A 15,792-nucleotide genomic window follows, 5' to 3' on the forward strand; every position below is an offset into this window, starting at 1 on the left:
GCAACGGGCGGATCGGGAGCTGGTGCCCAGCTGGTTGATTCTCGGCGAAGTGGTCGCCGTGCATATCGCCAAATGGCTGCTCAAGGATGGGGTATGCAGGAGGAGCTGGCCTCGACCCGCTCGCTGCTGCGGGCGCGGCAGACCAAATACAACTTCGCCCACTTCATCGGCACCAGCGCCGCCAGCCTGGAAGTCAAACGCCGCGCCCGACGCAGCGCCAGCACCGACTCGCCGGTGCTGCTGCAAGGCGAGACCGGCACCGGCAAGGAGCTGCTGGCCCAGGCCATCCACGCCGCCTCGCCACGGGCGCACAAGGCCTTCGTCAGCATCAACAGCGCAGCGATTCCCGAAGCCTTGCTGGAGGCCGAATTCTTCGGCACCGCCCCTGGCGCCTTTACCGGCGCCGACCGCAAGGGCCGCGCCGGCAAGTTGCAGATCGCTCAGGGTGGCACCCTGTTTCTCGACGAGATCGGCGACATGCCCCTGCCCCTGCAAAGCAAGCTGCTGCGGGTGCTGCAAGAGAAAGAGTTCGAGCCGGTGGGCTCCAACGAGGTGATCCAGAGCGACGTGCGGGTGATCGCCGCCACCTCCACCGACCTGGAAGCGGCGATCAAGCGCGGCGAATTCCGCGCCGACCTGTATTACCGCCTCAACGTGCTGCCGATCCAGGTGCCGCCGCTGCGCGAGCGCCTGGACGACCTGCCGGCCCTGAGCGAAGCCATCCTCGAAGAACTGCGCAGCCAGCACGAACTGGCCCCCGACGCCCTGGCCCTGCTCGGCCAGCACGCCTGGCCGGGCAATATCCGCGAACTGCGCAATGTGCTGGAACGCTCCGCCCTGCTCAGCGACGACCTGACCCTCAGCGCCGCCGAGCTGCGCGCGGCCATCGGCACCTTCAGCCCGGTGCCGCGCACGGCCAACGCCCCGGTCGCCGAGGTGCTGGCTCATGAAACCTTCGCCGCTGCCCGGGAGCGTTTCGACCGGCAGTTGATCGAGGCGACCCTGGCGCAATGCGCCGGCAAGGTCCACGAAGCCGCGGCGCGCCTGGGGCTGGGGCGTTCGACCCTGTACAAGAAGATGGCGGCGTTGGGGATCGAAGAGTCTCGATAAAGAGACAATCGTCTCAACAGAGAGAAAGAGCCAGCGCTTTGCGCTGATCGCGGGCAAGCCTCGCTCCTACAAGAGCCCTGCACGCTTCTGTAGGAGCGAGGCTTGCCCGCGATGGCGTCCTCAAGGCCGAAAAATATCTCAAAACAGAGACAAAACCCTGCGCCGTCGCCCAAAAAAATACAAAAATACTTATATTTCAATAACTTAATGACATGGCACAAAACTCGCTATAGCCCCTCCACACGCATCACCCCACAAAAATAACAATCCTGGAGAGACACACCATGAGTGTGATCATTGCCCTGGCAGCCCTCGCGCTGTTGATGCTGGCGGCCTACCGTGGCTACAGCGTCATCCTCTTTGCCCCCATCGCCGCCCTCGGCGCCGTCCTGCTCACCGACCCGTCCGCCGTGGCGCCTGCCTTCACCGGGGTGTTCATGGAGAAGATGGTCGGCTTCATCAAGCTGTACTTCCCGGTGTTCCTGCTCGGTGCGGTATTCGGCAAGTTGATCGAGCTGTCGGGCTTCTCCCGCTCTATTGTCGCCGCGGCCATCCGCCTGTTGGGCACCCGCCAGGCGATGCTGGTGATCGTGCTGGTCTGCGCCCTGCTGACCTACGGCGGCGTGTCGCTGTTCGTGGTGGTGTTCGCGGTCTATCCGTTCGCCGCCGAGATGTTCCGCCAGAGCAATATCCCCAAGCGCCTGATCCCGGCGACCATTGCCCTCGGCGCGTTCTCCTTCACCATGGACGCCCTGCCCGGCACCCCGCAGATCCAGAACATCATCCCCAGCACCTTCTTCAACACCACCGCCTGGGCCGCGCCCTGGCTGGGGGTGATCGGCACCGTGTTCGTGTTCTGCGCCGGCATGCTGTTCCTCCAGCGCCAGCGCAACAAGGCGCACAAGGCCGGCGAAGGCTACGGCACGGACCTGCGCAACGAGCCGGAAACCGCCGCCGACATCCAGCTGCCCAACCCCTGGATCGCCCTGTCGCCGCTGCTGCTGGTGGGCCTGATGAACCTGCTGTTCACCCACTGGATCCCCCAGTGGTACGGCAAGACCCACAGCCTGGCCCTGGCCGGCATGGCCGCCCCGGTGCAGACCGACGTGGCCAAGCTCACCGCCATCTGGGCGGTCCAGGCGGCGCTGCTGGTGGGCATCCTGATGGTCCTGGTATTCGGCTTCTCGGCCATCCGCAGCAAGCTCGCCGAAGGCAGCAAAAGCGCGGTCAGCGGCGCCCTGCTGGCGGCGATGAACACCGCCTCGGAATACGGTTTCGGCGCGGTGATCGCCTCCCTGCCGGGTTTCCTGGTGCTCTCGGACTGGCTGAAGAGCATCCCCAACCCGCTGGTCAACGAAGCCATCACCGTGACCCTGCTGGCCGGCATCACCGGCTCCGCGTCCGGCGGCATGAGCATCGCCCTGGCGGCCATGTCGGAGACCTTCATCAGCGCCGCCCACGCCGCCAACATCCCGCTGGAAGTGCTGCACCGGGTGGCCGCCATGGCCAGCGGCGGCATGGACACCCTGCCGCACAACGGCGCGGTGATCACCCTGCTGGCGGTCACCGGCCTGACCCACCGCGAAGCCTACAAGGACATTTTCTGCATTACGCTGATCAAGACCCTGGCCGTTTTCGTTGTGATCGCCACTTTCTACGCCACCGGCATTGTGTGAGGTATCCATGAGCAATCTTGCGGGCAAGACCGCCCTCGTCACCGGCTCCACCAGCGGCATCGGCCTGGGGATAGCCCTGAGCCTGGCCAGGGCCGGCGCCAACTTGATCCTCAACGGTTTCGGCGATGCCTCGAAGGTCATCGCCCAGGTCCAACAGTTCGGCGGCAAGGTCGGCCATCACCCGGCCGACGTCGGCGACCCGGCGCAGATCGCCGACATGCTGGCCTACGCCGAGCGCGAGTTCGGCGGCGTCGACATCCTGGTCAACAACGCCGGCATCCAGCATGTGGCGGCGGTGGAGGAATTCCCGGTGGAGCGCTGGGACTCGATCATCGCCATCAACCTGTCCTCGGTGTTCCACAGCACCCGCCTGAGCCTGCCGGGCATGCGCGCCAAGGGCTGGGGGCGAATCGTCAATATCGCCTCGGTGCACGGCCAGGTCGGTTCGGTGGGCAAGGCCGCCTATGTGGCGGCCAAGCACGGGGTGATCGGCCTGACCAAAGTGGTGGGCCTGGAGACCGCCACCAGCAACGTCACCTGCAACGCTATCTGCCCGGGCTGGGTGCTGACCCCGCTGGTGCAGAAACAGATCGACGACCGCGCCGCGGCCGGGGTCGACCCGCAACAGGCCCAGCACGACCTGCTGGCGGAAAAACAGCCGTCCCTGGAGTTCGTCACCCCTACGCAACTGGGCGAACTGGTGCTATTCCTGTGCAGTGAGGCCGGCAGCCAGGTGCGTGGCGCGGCGTGGAATATCGACGGCGGCTGGCTGGCGCAATAAAGGCGGCATCAGCCCCTGTAGCCTGCACAGGAGGTGCGCGGCACTAACGAACGACGCAGAACCCTGTAGCCGCTGGCGCAGCCTGCGATCGACCGGAACGGTCGCAGCGCTCTCCAGCCCCCCGGAGGTCCTGCGGACCTATCGCAGCCTGCGGCAGCGGCTACAAAAGCGCGTGACAAGATAGAGTTGTGTGCATCAGAAGAATAAGAGGCCTCTATGTCCGAACTACTCTGGCAACCCAGTGCCGAGCGCATCAGCAAGACCCGCATGGAAGCCTTCCGGCGCCTGGTCAATCACCGTCACGATCTGGACCTGGCTGACTACCCCGCCCTGCACCAATGGAGCATCGAACAGCGCGAAGCCTTCTGGCAGGCGATCGTCGATTTCTTCGATGTCGAGTTCCATAACCCGCCCAGCGCGGTGCTGGTCGAAGGCCCGGCGATGCCCGACGCCCGCTGGTTCCCCGACGCCACCCTGAACTTCGCCGAACACCTGCTCAAGCGCCGTGACGACGGCGTCGCGGTGGTAGCGATCAACGAGAACGGCCAGCGCGAGCAACTGACCTGGAACCAACTGGCGGCCCATGTCGCCGGCCTGCAGGACAGCCTGCGAGCGGCCGGGGTCGGCCTCGGCGACCGGGTCGCCGCCTGCATGCCCAACACCTGGCAGACCCTGGTGGGCATGCTCGCCACCACCAGCCTGGGGGCCATCTGGTCCTGCTCCTCACCGGACTTCGGCACCCATGGGGTGATCGACCGCTTCGGCCAGATCGAACCCAAGGTGCTGCTCACCTGCGCCGGCTACCGCTACGCCGGCAAGGACATCGACCAGACAGCCAAGGTCAACGAGGTCCTCGAACGCCTGCCGTCCGTGGAGCAGTTGCTGATCGTGCCCTACGCCCGGCCCCAGGCGCAGGCCGGCGACTACCGGACCCAGGCCAGGGTCAGCCTGTGGGACGACTTCTACCGCCCCGGCGGCGAGCCGGCATTCGTCGCCGTGCCCTTCGCCCACCCGCTGTACATCCTCTATTCCAGCGGTACCACCGGGGTGCCCAAGTGCATCGTCCACAGCACCGGCGGCACGCTGTTGCAGCACCTCAAGGAACACGGCCTGCACTGCGACCTGCACCGCGACGAGGTGCTGTTCTACTACACCACCTGCGGCTGGATGATGTGGAACTGGCTGGTCTCCGGGCTGGCGGTGGGCGCCACAGTGGTGCTGTACGACGGCTCGCCGTTCCACCCGGGGCCCCAGCACCTGGTGGACCTGATCGACCAGGAAGGCATCAGCGTCTTCGGCACCAGCCCCAAGTACCTGGTGGCCCTGGAGAAGGCCGGCATCGAGCCGTGCCGCAGCCATGCCCTGGCCAGCCTCAAGACCCTGCTCTGCACCGGTTCGCCACTGTCGCCGCAAAGCTTCGACTACGTGTACCGCGCGTTCAAACAGGACCTGTGCCTGGCCTCGATGTCCGGCGGCACCGATATCGTCTCCTGCTTCATCATCGGCAACCCGCTGCTGCCGGTGCGCCGTGGCGAGATGCAGGGCAAGGGCCTGGGCATGGCGGTCGAGGTGTGGAACGACCAGGGCCAGCCGCGGCTCGGGGAAAAAGGCGAACTGGTGTGCACCCGGCATTTCCCGGCCATGCCCATCGGCCTGTGGCACGACCCGCAGCAGGAAAAACTGCGCGCCTCCTACTTCAGCCTGTTCCCCGGGGTCTGGGCCCAGGGCGACTACGCCGAACAACTGGCCGACGGTGGCTGGCTGATCCACGGCCGCTCGGACGCCGTGCTCAACCCCGGCGGCGTGCGCATCGGTACCGCGGAAATCTACCGTCAGGTGGAAAAGCTGGAGCAGGTGGTGGAAAGCCTGGCCATCGGCCAGAGCTGGGAGCATGACGTGCGGGTAGTGCTGTTCGTGCGCCTGCGGGACGGCGTGCAACTGGACGAGGCCCTGCAAGAGCAGATCCGCCAGGTGATCCGCGCCAACACCACGCCGCGCCATGTGCCGGCGAAGATCCTCGCGGTCACCGACATTCCGCGGACCATCAGCGGCAAGATCGTCGAGCTGGCGGTGCGCAATGTGGTGCACGGCCTGCCGGTGAAAAACACCGACGCCCTGGCCAACCCCGAGGCGCTGGAGCAGTTCCGCGACCGGCCGGAATTGCGCAGCTAGCCTTGAGGGCCTCATCGCGGGCAAGCCTCGCTCCTACAGAAGCACCGGTGTTTTTTGTAGGAGCGAGGCTTGCCCGCGAGAGGCCGGACCTGCCCACCGCCCATCTCGCCTGCCCCCGCCAAACTGGTCATACGCGGCAAAAGCGGGTGAAATACCCGCCACACCCACGCGCTGACAGATGACACCCCCGACATGAACGCACCCTCCTCCGCCAGCGAAGCCGAAACCCTGATCGCCCGACTGGACTGGGCCGCCACGCCGCTGGGCGCGGTCGAGCGCTGGCCGCAGAGCCTGCGCACCGCGGTGGACATCGTGATCCACTCACCGATGCCGATGCTGCTGTTGTGGGGCTCGCAGCTGACGCAGATCTACAACGACGGCTTCGCCCTGCTGGCCGGCAACAAGCACCCGGGCGCCTTCGGCCAGCCGACCCATCTGACCTGGCCGGAATTCGAGGATTTCACCGCACCGATCTACAGCGCCGTACTGCAAGGCCAGGTGCGCAGCTTCAGCGAAAAACCCTTTACCCTGCAGCGCCAGGGCCGCGCGACGGAGGTCTGGCTGGACCTGACCTACAGCCCGATCCGCGACGAAAGCGGCGCGGTCGCCGGGATCCTGGTCACCAGCATCGAGACCAACGAGCGCCGGCGCATCGCCCTGGAGCTGGAGCAGCGCTCGGCGGCCAGCCTCAAGGCCCAGCACGCCAGCGAAGAACGCCTGCAACTGGCGCTGGCCGCCACCGACGCGGTGGGCACCTGGGACTGGGAGATCGGCGAAGACCGCTTTATCGCCGACGCCCACTTCGCCCTGCTGCACAGCGTCGACCCGGCCCTGGCCGGGCAACTGCCCATCAGCGAATACCTCAAGGGCGTGCACCCGGAAGACCGCGGCATGGTGGCGCGCAGCATCAAGCACTGCATCACCCACGGCACCGAGTACGCCGAGGAATACCGCCTACAACAGCCCGACGGCCAGGTCCGCTGGGTCTTCGCCCGCGGGCGCTGCTACAAGGATCACCACGGCCGGCCGGTGCGCTTCCTCGGCGCCGCCCTGGACCTGACCGACCGCAAGCAGATGGAACAGGCGCTGCGCCAGAGCCAGACCGAGTTGCAGCTGATCATCAACGCCATGCCGGTGCTGATCGGCTATGTCGACCGCGAGGAACGCTTTCGCCTGAACAACAGCGCCTACCTCGACTGGTACGGCCTGACCCCGCAGGAGCTGTACGGCCGGACCATCCGCGAAGTGATCGGCGACGAACTCTACGCCACCCGCGCCGAGCAGATCGCCGCCGCCCTGGCCGGCAAGCCCTGCAGTTTCGAGGCCCGCTCGCCGCACCGCGACGGCCGCGCGCGGCATGCGCTGATGAAGTACCTGCCGCGCTACGGCGGCGACGGCGCGATCAACGGCTTCTACATCTTCGTCAGCGACGAAACCGAGCGCAAACAGACCGAGGAAGCCCTACTCAACCTCAACGAAACCCTGGAAGAACGGGTGGCCGAGCGCACCCAGGCGCTGGCCGCCGCCAACCAGCGCCTGCAGAGCGAGATGTTCGAGCGCGAACGCGCCGAAGACGCCCTGCGCCACGCGCAGAAGATGGAAGCCGTGGGCCAGCTCACCGGCGGCATCGCCCACGACTTCAACAACATGCTCACCGGCATCATCGGCAGCCTGGAGCTGATGCAGCGCTACATCGACAACGATCGGGGCGATGAAATCGGCCGTTTCACCGACGCCGCCATGTCCTCGGCCAAGCGCGCCGCCGCCCTCACCCACCGCCTGCTGGCGTTCTCGCGACGCCAGTCCCTGGACCGCAAGCCGCTGGAGCCGAACCAGCTGGTGCATTCGCTGCACGACCTGTTCAACCACACCAAGGGCGAGCATATCGAGCTGAAGATGAACCTGGGCAGCAACGTCTGGCCGATCAACAGCGACGCCAGCCAGCTGGAGAACGCCCTGCTCAACCTGGTGATCAACGCCCGCGACGCCATGCCCGACGGCGGCGTGCTGACCATCGAGACCGCCAACAGCTACCTCAACGGCAGCGACCTGGGCACCCTGGAACCGGTCAAGGCCGGCGACTACGTGATGCTCGGGGTCAGCGACAACGGCGCCGGCATGACCCCGCGGGTGCTGGCCAAGGCCTTCGACCCGTTCTTCACCACCAAGCCCATCGGCCAGGGCACGGGCCTGGGGCTGTCGATGATCTACGGCTTCGCCCAGCAGTCCGGCGGCCACCTGACCATCACCAGCGAACCGGGCCAGGGCACCAGCGTGCGCCTGTACCTGCCGCGCCTGCACAGCAGTGCCCAGGCCGACAGCCAGGCATCGGCCAGCGCCGAAGCGCCCTACGCGGTGGCGGGTGAGTCGGTGATCCTGGTGGAAGACGACCCGGCGGTGCGCATGCTGGTGCTCAATGTCCTGAGCGAACTGGGCTACACCGCCTACGAGGCCGAGGACGCCAGGAGCGCCCTGCCGTTGCTGGAATCCGACCTGCGGGTCGACCTGCTGGTGACCGACGTCGGGCTGCCGGGCATGAACGGCCGGCAACTGGCGGAGATCGCCCGCCAGCGCCGGCCGCAGCTCAAGGTGCTGTTCATGACCGGCTACGCGGAAAAGGCCGCCGAGCGCCGGGGGTTTCTCGACGACGGCATGGACCTGATGGCCAAGCCGTTTTCCATCGAGGCCCTGGCCCAGAAGATTCGTCAGATGATCGGCCAGCGCACCTGATTTCAGGCATAATCCGCGGCCGCCGTTTCCCCGCTACAAGGTCACACGCCCATGAAAGCCCAAGCCCGCCACATCCTGGTGAAAACCGCCGAAGAGGCCGAACAGCTCAAGCAGCGCATCGCCAAGGGCGAGGCCTTCGATGTGCTGGCGAAGAAATACTCCACCTGCCCCTCCGGCAAACGCGGCGGCGACCTGGGCGAAGTGCGCCCGGGGCAGATGGTCGGCGCCATCGACCAGGTGATCTTCAAAAAGCCCCTGCGCACCGTGCACGGGCCGATCAAGAGCAAGTTCGGTTACCACCTGGTGCAGGTGTTTTTCCGCGACTGACAGCAGCGCTCATAACGCGCCCCTGTAGCCGCTGCCGAGCCAAGGCGAGGCTGCGATCGCCGGCGCAGCCGGCGCAAAGGCGGTATCCCCGATCTTTCAGGTAGACCGCGTCGCCAGGTTTGGCGGCCCCTGCGGTGCCGATCGCAGCCTCGCTTTGGCTCGGCAGCGGCTACAGGGCTACGGGTGTCAGGTTCTTGGAATCAGCGCTCCGGGCGCCTGGATTACCCGGCTCGCCAGACGATGTCCGGCCTCGGCGGCCTGCTGCGGGTCGCCGCCCAGCAAACGACACGCCAGATACGCCGCGCTGAAGGAGTCCCCCGCCGCCGTGGTATCCACCACCTTCGCCACCCGCTGGGCCGGCACGCTGAACGACTCGCCATGGCAACGGACCAGACAGGCGTCGGCACCGCGCTTGAGCACCACTTCCGGGGTCTGCGGGTAAGCGGCGAACACCGCGTCACTGTCGCCATAACCGAACAGCGCCTGCTCATCGTCCTGGGTCAGCAACGCCAGATCGACATACGCCAACACCTCGCGATACGCCGCCTGCGCCTGCGCCACCGAGGCCCACAGCCGTGGCCGGTAGTTGTTGTCGAAGACGATCCAGGCACCCCGCCGCCGTGCTTCTACCAGGGTCTCGATCAACCTTTTGCGCCCCCGCTCGCCGAGGACTGCCAAGGTGATACCGCTGAAATACAGCACCGCGTAATCCGGCAGCGCCGCCAGGATCGGCTCGGCCGCCGGCGTGGTGAAGCAGTCGCGCACCGCCGCCTCGTTGCGCCAATAGAGAAAGCGCCGCTCGCCCTGGGCATCGGTCTGGATGCAGTACAGGCCCGGCAGGCGCCCCGGCAGACGCTGAACCATGCCCAGGCCAATACCTTCCTCGGCCCAGCTGCGGCACATCGCGTCGCTGAAACTGTCGTCACCCAGGGCAGTGACGTAATCCACCCGGGCGCCCGCGCCCAACTCCCGGGCCAGGTACACGGCGGTGTTCAGGGTGTCGCCGCCGAAGCTCTGTTGCAGGCTGCCGTCGGCGCGGTGTTGCAGTTCGATCATGCATTCGCCGATCAGGGCGATGCGCGGGTTGGAGGTGTTCATGATGAAGATGTCCCTGACAGTTTTTTGTTGTTGGAGAGAACGTCATCGCGGGCAAGCCTCGCTCCTACGGATTCGAGTCGTACACCCAATGGGCGAACGATCAAAAATCCCGTAGGAGCGAGGCTTGCCTGCGATCACCTGCGCAGCAGGTGCCAGACCTCAGAAACAGGTCTCCATGCTCTCCAGCACCTGCAACCGCTCATCCACCAACAACCCGCTGCGCCACTTGTCGAAGGTCAGGCACGGATGCGAAGTACCGAAGGCAATGATGTCCCCCACCCGCAACTCCACCCCCGGCGCTACCGTCATGAACGCATGCTGGTCCATCACTGCCGTCACCGTGCAAGCACTCACGTCATCGCCCTGGGCCGGCAGCACGCCCGCCTTGTAGCGCAACAACGGCACTGGCAAGCCGGCGTCATAAGCCACGTCGCGCTTGCCCAGGGCGATCACCGCAAACCCCGGCTCCGGCAGCGATTGCACATGGGCCCAGACTTCCAGCGCCGGGCGCAGCCCCTCGTGCAGATCGCTACGCCGGTCGAGCACGCAGCACTGCGCCTCTTTATAGATGCCATGGTCATGGGCCACGTAACTGCCGGGCCGCAGCACACTGAGGAAGCGCCCCTGGGCGTTCTGCGCCTCGAAGGACTCGGCGATCAGGTCGTACCAGGCCGACCCCGACGCGGTGATGATCGGCTTGGCGATGGCGAACAGCCCCTCGTCCTGCAACTGCACCGCCAGGCGCACCAGGGACGCGGCGAACTCACGGATGCCACTGACAGCGTGATCGCCATGGATCACCCCTTCGTAACCCTCGATGCCACACAGGGCCAAGGCCGGTTGCGCCTGGATCGCCTTGGCCAGTTCCAGCACTTCCTGCTCGCTGCGGCAGCCACAGCGCCCGCCGACCACGCCGTATTCGATCATCACGTTCAGGCGCACCCCGCGCGCGGCGAAGAACTGCCCGAGGTCGGCAACGTTGTCCGGGTGGTCGACCATGCAATAGAAGTCGAACGCCGGGTCGGCCAACAGCTCGGCGATCAGCGCCATGTTCGGCGCCCCCACCAATTGATTAGCCATCAGCACCCGGCGCACGCCGTGGGCGTAAGCCGCGCGGGTCTGCACCGCGGTGGCCAGGGTGATGCCCCAGGCGCCCGCCTCCAGCTGGCGGCGGAACAGCGCCGGGGTCATGCTGGTCTTGCCGTGGGGCGCCAGCTCGGCGCCGCTGTCGCTGACGAACTGTTGCATCCAGCGAATGTTGTGTTCCAGGGCCTCGCGGTGCAGCACCAGGGCCGGCAGGCTGACGTCGCGCACCAAACTCGCGCCGGCTGGGGCCGCGCCCTTTTCCACGGCGGCATTGATCAAGGCAGAAGACATGTTCGAACTCCTCAGCACACAGGCATTAGTCGTTGATGCGACGGGCCAGGTGATTCGCGCTGTCGATCAGCACCCGGCGGTAATCGGCGTAATTGTTCTGCGCGTCGGCCCGCGGCGCGACGATGCACAGGGTGCAGACGCACACCCCGTTTGCGTCCCGTACCGGGGCGGCGAAGCAATGGGTAAAGGTGTCGGCCACGCTATCGAAGGAGAAGAAACCGTCCTCGGTGGCCTGGCGGATTTCCTTCAAGAAAGTCGCCACAGGCAGGCGTTCACCGTCGGGGAGAATGAAGTCGCGCTCATCGATCAGCTCGACAATCTGCTCATCGCTCAAATGCCCCAGCAGCAAGCGCCCGGACGCGGTCCAGGGGATCGGCGCGTTCTCACCGATATCCGAGGAAATGCGAAAATGCCGCTCGCCCTCCTTCATCAGCGCCACCGTGTATTTGCGCCCGTTGAGCAGGCACATCTGTGCGGTTTCATGGGTCTGGCGGACAATCTCCTGCAACGCCGAATCGGCCTCGCGGGTCAGATCGAAATGCCGCAAATGCGCCTGCCCCAGGAAATACAACTGCCGCCCCAGGTACACATGCCCATCCTGGCCCACCGGCTCCAGAATCCGCCGCTCCAGCAAGGACGCCACCAGTTCGTACACCGTGGACTTGGGACTGCCGACGCCCTTGGCAATATCGTTGGGCCGCAGCGGCTGGCCGATCTCCTTCAAGAAATCGAGAATATCGAACGCCCGGTCCAAGCCCTTGGCCCGGCGCTTGATGCTGTCTTCGGTCATCTGTGTGCCTTTTCCAAAAAAATTGCGAAATCTCCGACGCCCCCAAACCCCGGCCTTGCACCTATCCCTGTAGCCGCTGCCGAGCCTTGGCGAGGCTGCGATCGGCCCCGAAGGGGACGCGGCGATGTTGAAATCCATGCGCCCGCGTCGTCGGAATGCCGCCCAGATCGATCGCAGCCTCGCTGGGGCTCGGCAGCGGCTACAGGGCTACAGGACTACAGGGCTACAGGGCTACAGGTGTGCGATCCGCGTCAGGCCTTCTTCTTGTACGCCACACAATCGATCTCAACCTTGCAATCCACCATCATGCTGGCCTGCACACAAGCCCGCGCCGGCGCATGCTCCGGCTTGAAATACTCGCCAAACACCTTGTTGAAACTCCAGAAATCCCGCGGATCCTCCAGCCACACCCCGACCCGCACCACATCCTCCAGCCCGTACCCCGCCTCCTGCAGAATCGCCACCAGATTGCGCATCGTCTGATGCGTCTGCTCAACGATCCCGCCATGAATAATTTCGCCCTCCAGGGCCGGAACCTGACCCGACACATACAACCAGCCATCGGCCTCAACGGCGCGAGCGAAAGGACGGGGTTGGCCACCGCCGGCGGTGCTGCCGGTGCCGTAGCGAGTGATGCTCATTGGGTGTTTCTCCTGATTGGAAAATGAAGGTTCCTCGAAGCATGACAAGTACTTTGAAGGATATATTCCGCTATAGCGGACCAAAGAACGAAATAATGGAAAATATGCCATAGAAAACGGCGCAATGACAAAGGGATATGGAGAATTTTGGAACCAATGGGATAGGGAGATACAAAAATAGGGCCAGGAGGAAAGAGTAAATGGGTTAACGTGTAGTGAGACATATCAAAGCAGTGCACAAAAAGTTACCTTTGAACACCGCCTCGACAAAAACATCCTGCATAAGCTTTTCTATTAAACCCCCAATTCAACCCAATTAACCCCCACCAACCAAGGACAGCAATTTATTTTAAAAGTCAGAACACTAAAAAGCCCAATAGAATAGACCTTGCATCCACACTTAAAACTAAAAACCAAACCTAACGCTTTATCGCCAACAAAAAGTTATCAATCACCCCCTTAACAAACTCCTTTAGTTCATTCGGACACCCCCCCTCATGAATCGCCATTAAAGCACGCTGATTCCAAACTTGCCCTTTAGCTACATCTTGACAGAGCCACGATTCCAGCTCCCCCTTCGGCACTAAGAAAACCCCTAACGACCCCAGCTTCGCCAATAACTCTTCAGCATCAGTCAACGCTTTTTTCGGCACTCCATTGATACCTTTTTTCTTAATTTCCTGCCACTTAGAAGCCCCTGCCTTTACAGCGGACTCAAGTGCTTTCCTACTTGCTCTTACATCTGTATAGCCCACAGCCATCCATTGCTCTACCGCATCACGGATCAACGTAATAGCTTCAGCGTCGCTTGGCTCCTCTAGGCTACATTCTATACTCGCCCTCAACTCTCGGATCCGCTCCTCTGGCGCCTCCCCTGTAATCGCCACAATCAAATCAGTTAGCACCCGCTCGGAATTAATCACATCAAAATCCAAGATACATGCAACGGGAACCTTCGCCATTTTTAAAAGTTCCAACGGCCGCTTAGCTGCATCCTTTCCATTACTATGGATAAACAGAACCTCTCTTTTATTAAGAATTTTATGAGCAACCGTCTGATATATCGCCCTATCTGGATCTCCTTCACAAACCACCACCCCCCGATAGAACAGAGAGTCAAGAACTGGCTGACTAGAAAGAGTTGGTGAAGTTAACAACTCGGATGTGGTTTTAGCCGAAATCACGTGAAACTCTGTTCCCAACTCGTTCCTATTTAGGCGAATAATGTCCGCTTGCCCCGGAACAGATAATACCCCCTCCAAAAAATCAGAATTGTGCGTTGCAACAATAACTTGACCTTGCCGGCAAGTCGCTTGTTCTGCGATCCATCGCCCTAAGGATCTTGCTTGTGCTGGATGCAAAAAAGCCTCAGGTTCATCTAGTAACAATAAGCGCTCACCATACGTCAGCACTGACAAGGCTATTCCGGCAAAAGAGCGATAACCATCACCTTGATCAGACAATAGCTCAGCAGACTCCATAGCTTTTTTTAAATCGTCTCGCCCCTCCGGAATATCCCCAAATTCAGCGCCAACTCGCAGATGCAGCTTTTGGAGCCCAGACCAATCTAAACCTATATCCATTTCAAATGCATCCTTGAATGCAATACGGAGCTCTGGCTGTGCTTTCAAACGATTCTCATCAAATTGCTGCAGTGCATTAACAGCCGGATCATTAACATTATCAAATGAACTCGACGAGTTAGACAAAGCAAATCGCTCCTCTGCACCGATATAAGCTAAAAATGAATGCCCCAAAGTTTCATGCACATTTTTTACCATCCAACCCATAGTATCTTTTGAAGCACTCAATGCAGACTCAAAAGTATCTAGACTACTACTAATCTGACGGCTTTCCCGCAAATTACTAGCAACCATGCTTAAGCGATACATTCCATTCATCGGGTGAATTCTTGTTACAGCTCTCCTCTCTGCTTCATCTGGAAATGAATCATCGACTTCACCAACTATCACTGCCGACTGAGCATCCCCCGAGACAATGTACTCATGCAAATCCTTTAAAGTCCTTGACTTCCCTGAGTTATTAGCCCCAACAAGAACCGTCAACTTCCCGAGCCTAATTGCTGCCTGCCCATGTGGTTTAATCGAATTAATAACGTACGGCATACACCCTCCTCACCAGAACACAATATAAATACTTATAACACACCCAACCCAACATCAAAACACCAAATAAACAAACCGGCAAAACTCTTAAACACCCTACCACTCCTTCACTTCTCGCTCTTGGCTCAAAGTCCTAAAATCACATATCTATTTCGAAAATTTACTTAAAAGCACTTTCTCCCGATGCCAACCTCGTAGAGAGAACCCATTAATATAGTATCGAGAAACAAAACAAACTTGCGTTAGTACATGAATCTACTTATAGTTCGCCGGTCGTTGCAAACTCAGCGACCGGACTTGGCCGTCCGACCCTCTATGCGCATCAGCGCCACCATCCGAAAGCGGGCGCTTTTTTTGCGCTCGCACGTTCGTGTTATGGCGACTGTGCGTGGGACACCTTCGGGTGTGCCGGGGTCATAGAGCTCGGTCGGCCAACCCGCGTACAGTTGCCACCCTACTTTTCGTTTGGCCGCGAAATGTGGCAGCTCCTCAACTCTCTATGGAGCGTCACCGATATGGATTACCAACCGTTCACCTCCTCCAACACCACCGACCACCCCGTCGCCTTTATCAACCCTCAAGCCCCCTTGCTTGACCTACTGACCTACGCCGGCCTGCGCATCCGCGCTGCCCGGGACATGCTGGACAGCGTGTCCGGCATGACCCGCCGCAACGCCGACGACCTCGACCTGATGCGCTTCTCCAGCGTGGCAACCTTGTTGTTGCAGGACGGCTGCGATGTGTTGCACGTGGCAGAACAACGGGCGATGGAACTCCCAGAGCCTTAAACCACACCGCCCTGGCCTTTGCTCCTGCCTTGCTTTCGCTCTGCTTTGGCTTTGGCTTTTGATCTTGATCCACCCGCCCCATCGGCAGGCCGAGTGGAGGTGTTCATCAGGGGGATGGCGCGTAGCGTCGTACGGCGAAGCCGTACACATCGAGAGGAGGTCGAAGCGAAGCCGAC

The 15,792-nt window shown here is 62.3% G+C and carries 11 protein-coding genes and 1 pseudogene; 7 read left to right on the forward strand and 5 right to left on the reverse strand.

Going from position 1 to position 15,792, the window contains the following annotated elements; translation table 11 throughout:
• Positions 1–90: 90 nt before the first annotated feature.
• The 6 genes and pseudogenes from ACQKQA_RS26990 to ACQKQA_RS27015 all read left to right on the forward strand — a co-directional run.
• Positions 91–1,110, forward strand: a pseudogene (locus tag ACQKQA_RS26990) (sigma-54 interaction domain-containing protein); the annotation flags it as partial.
• 284 nt (positions 1,111–1,394) lie between these two features.
• Positions 1,395–2,786 (forward strand): GntP family permease, encoded by a 1,392-nt coding sequence (locus ACQKQA_RS26995; RefSeq protein ID WP_427564193.1) that lies wholly within the window; start codon positions 1,395–1,397, stop codon positions 2,784–2,786.
• 7 nt (positions 2,787–2,793) lie between these two features.
• The gene (locus ACQKQA_RS27000) at positions 2,794–3,567 is read left to right on the forward strand and encodes a 3-hydroxybutyrate dehydrogenase (RefSeq protein ID WP_427564195.1); all 774 of its coding nucleotides are present in this window, start codon (positions 2,794–2,796) and stop codon (positions 3,565–3,567) included.
• A gap of 216 nt (positions 3,568–3,783) precedes the next feature.
• Positions 3,784–5,739: an acetoacetate--CoA ligase gene (locus ACQKQA_RS27005; protein WP_427564197.1), complete on the forward strand. Its 1,956-nt coding sequence runs from the start codon at positions 3,784–3,786 to the stop codon at positions 5,737–5,739.
• A 192-nt stretch (positions 5,740–5,931) separates the two neighbouring features.
• Entirely contained in the window at positions 5,932–8,469 is a 2,538-nt protein-coding gene (locus ACQKQA_RS27010) for a PAS domain S-box protein (protein ID WP_427564199.1), read from the forward strand.
• Positions 8,470–8,520: 51 nt separating this feature from the next.
• The gene (locus ACQKQA_RS27015) at positions 8,521–8,796 is read left to right on the forward strand and encodes a peptidylprolyl isomerase (protein ID WP_011061856.1); all 276 of its coding nucleotides are present in this window, start codon (positions 8,521–8,523) and stop codon (positions 8,794–8,796) included.
• A 186-nt stretch (positions 8,797–8,982) separates the two neighbouring features.
• Here the strand turns inward: ACQKQA_RS27015 and ACQKQA_RS27020 are convergent, their stop codons facing one another.
• From ACQKQA_RS27020 to ACQKQA_RS27040, 5 genes are all read right to left on the reverse strand, one after another.
• Complete coding sequence (locus ACQKQA_RS27020; RefSeq protein ID WP_427564200.1) at positions 8,983–9,894, reverse strand: sugar kinase; 912 nt, start codon at positions 9,892–9,894, stop codon at positions 8,983–8,985.
• 159 nt (positions 9,895–10,053) lie between these two features.
• Complete coding sequence (locus ACQKQA_RS27025; protein WP_427564202.1) at positions 10,054–11,271, reverse strand: amino acid deaminase; 1,218 nt, start codon at positions 11,269–11,271, stop codon at positions 10,054–10,056.
• 25 nt (positions 11,272–11,296) lie between these two features.
• Complete coding sequence (locus ACQKQA_RS27030; protein WP_427564204.1) at positions 11,297–12,061, reverse strand: IclR family transcriptional regulator; 765 nt, start codon at positions 12,059–12,061, stop codon at positions 11,297–11,299.
• Positions 12,062–12,312: 251 nt separating this feature from the next.
• Positions 12,313–12,702, reverse strand: coding sequence for a RidA family protein (locus tag ACQKQA_RS27035; protein WP_427564206.1), 390 nt, complete (start codon positions 12,700–12,702; stop codon positions 12,313–12,315).
• A 419-nt stretch (positions 12,703–13,121) separates the two neighbouring features.
• A complete protein-coding gene (locus ACQKQA_RS27040) occupies positions 13,122–14,828 on the reverse strand; it encodes an ATP-dependent nuclease (protein ID WP_427564208.1) in 1,707 nt (568 codons plus the stop codon).
• A 515-nt stretch (positions 14,829–15,343) separates the two neighbouring features.
• On the opposite strand from ACQKQA_RS27040, the gene ACQKQA_RS27045 reads away from it, so the two are divergent.
• Positions 15,344–15,616 (forward strand): hypothetical protein, encoded by a 273-nt coding sequence (locus tag ACQKQA_RS27045; protein ID WP_427564209.1) that lies wholly within the window; start codon positions 15,344–15,346, stop codon positions 15,614–15,616.
• The last annotated feature ends 176 nt before the right edge of the window (positions 15,617–15,792 follow it).

Source organism: Pseudomonas sp. NPDC089530 (assembly GCF_050280705.1).
Classification (GTDB): Bacteria; Pseudomonadota; Gammaproteobacteria; order Pseudomonadales; family Pseudomonadaceae; genus Aquipseudomonas.

Excerpts from the sequence above, each read along its gene's own strand:
- ACQKQA_RS27025 (WP_427564202.1), bottom strand. The coding sequence starts at position 11,271 with ATGTCTTCTGCCTTGATCAATGCCGCCGTGGAAAAGGGCGCGGCCCCA.
- ACQKQA_RS27000 (WP_427564195.1), top strand. The coding sequence starts at position 2,794 with ATGAGCAATCTTGCGGGCAAGACCGCCCTCGTCACCGGCTCCACCAGC.
- ACQKQA_RS26995 (WP_427564193.1), top strand. The coding sequence starts at position 1,395 with ATGAGTGTGATCATTGCCCTGGCAGCCCTCGCGCTGTTGATGCTGGCG.
- ACQKQA_RS27015 (WP_011061856.1), top strand. The coding sequence starts at position 8,521 with ATGAAAGCCCAAGCCCGCCACATCCTGGTGAAAACCGCCGAAGAGGCC.
- ACQKQA_RS27035 (WP_427564206.1), bottom strand. The coding sequence starts at position 12,702 with ATGAGCATCACTCGCTACGGCACCGGCAGCACCGCCGGCGGTGGCCAA.
- ACQKQA_RS27010 (WP_427564199.1), top strand. The coding sequence starts at position 5,932 with ATGAACGCACCCTCCTCCGCCAGCGAAGCCGAAACCCTGATCGCCCGA.
- ACQKQA_RS27005 (WP_427564197.1), top strand. The coding sequence starts at position 3,784 with ATGTCCGAACTACTCTGGCAACCCAGTGCCGAGCGCATCAGCAAGACC.
- ACQKQA_RS27040 (WP_427564208.1), bottom strand. The coding sequence starts at position 14,828 with ATGCCGTACGTTATTAATTCGATTAAACCACATGGGCAGGCAGCAATT.
- ACQKQA_RS27030 (WP_427564204.1), bottom strand. The coding sequence starts at position 12,061 with ATGACCGAAGACAGCATCAAGCGCCGGGCCAAGGGCTTGGACCGGGCG.
- ACQKQA_RS27045 (WP_427564209.1), top strand. The coding sequence starts at position 15,344 with ATGGATTACCAACCGTTCACCTCCTCCAACACCACCGACCACCCCGTC.
- ACQKQA_RS27020 (WP_427564200.1), bottom strand. The coding sequence starts at position 9,894 with ATGAACACCTCCAACCCGCGCATCGCCCTGATCGGCGAATGCATGATC.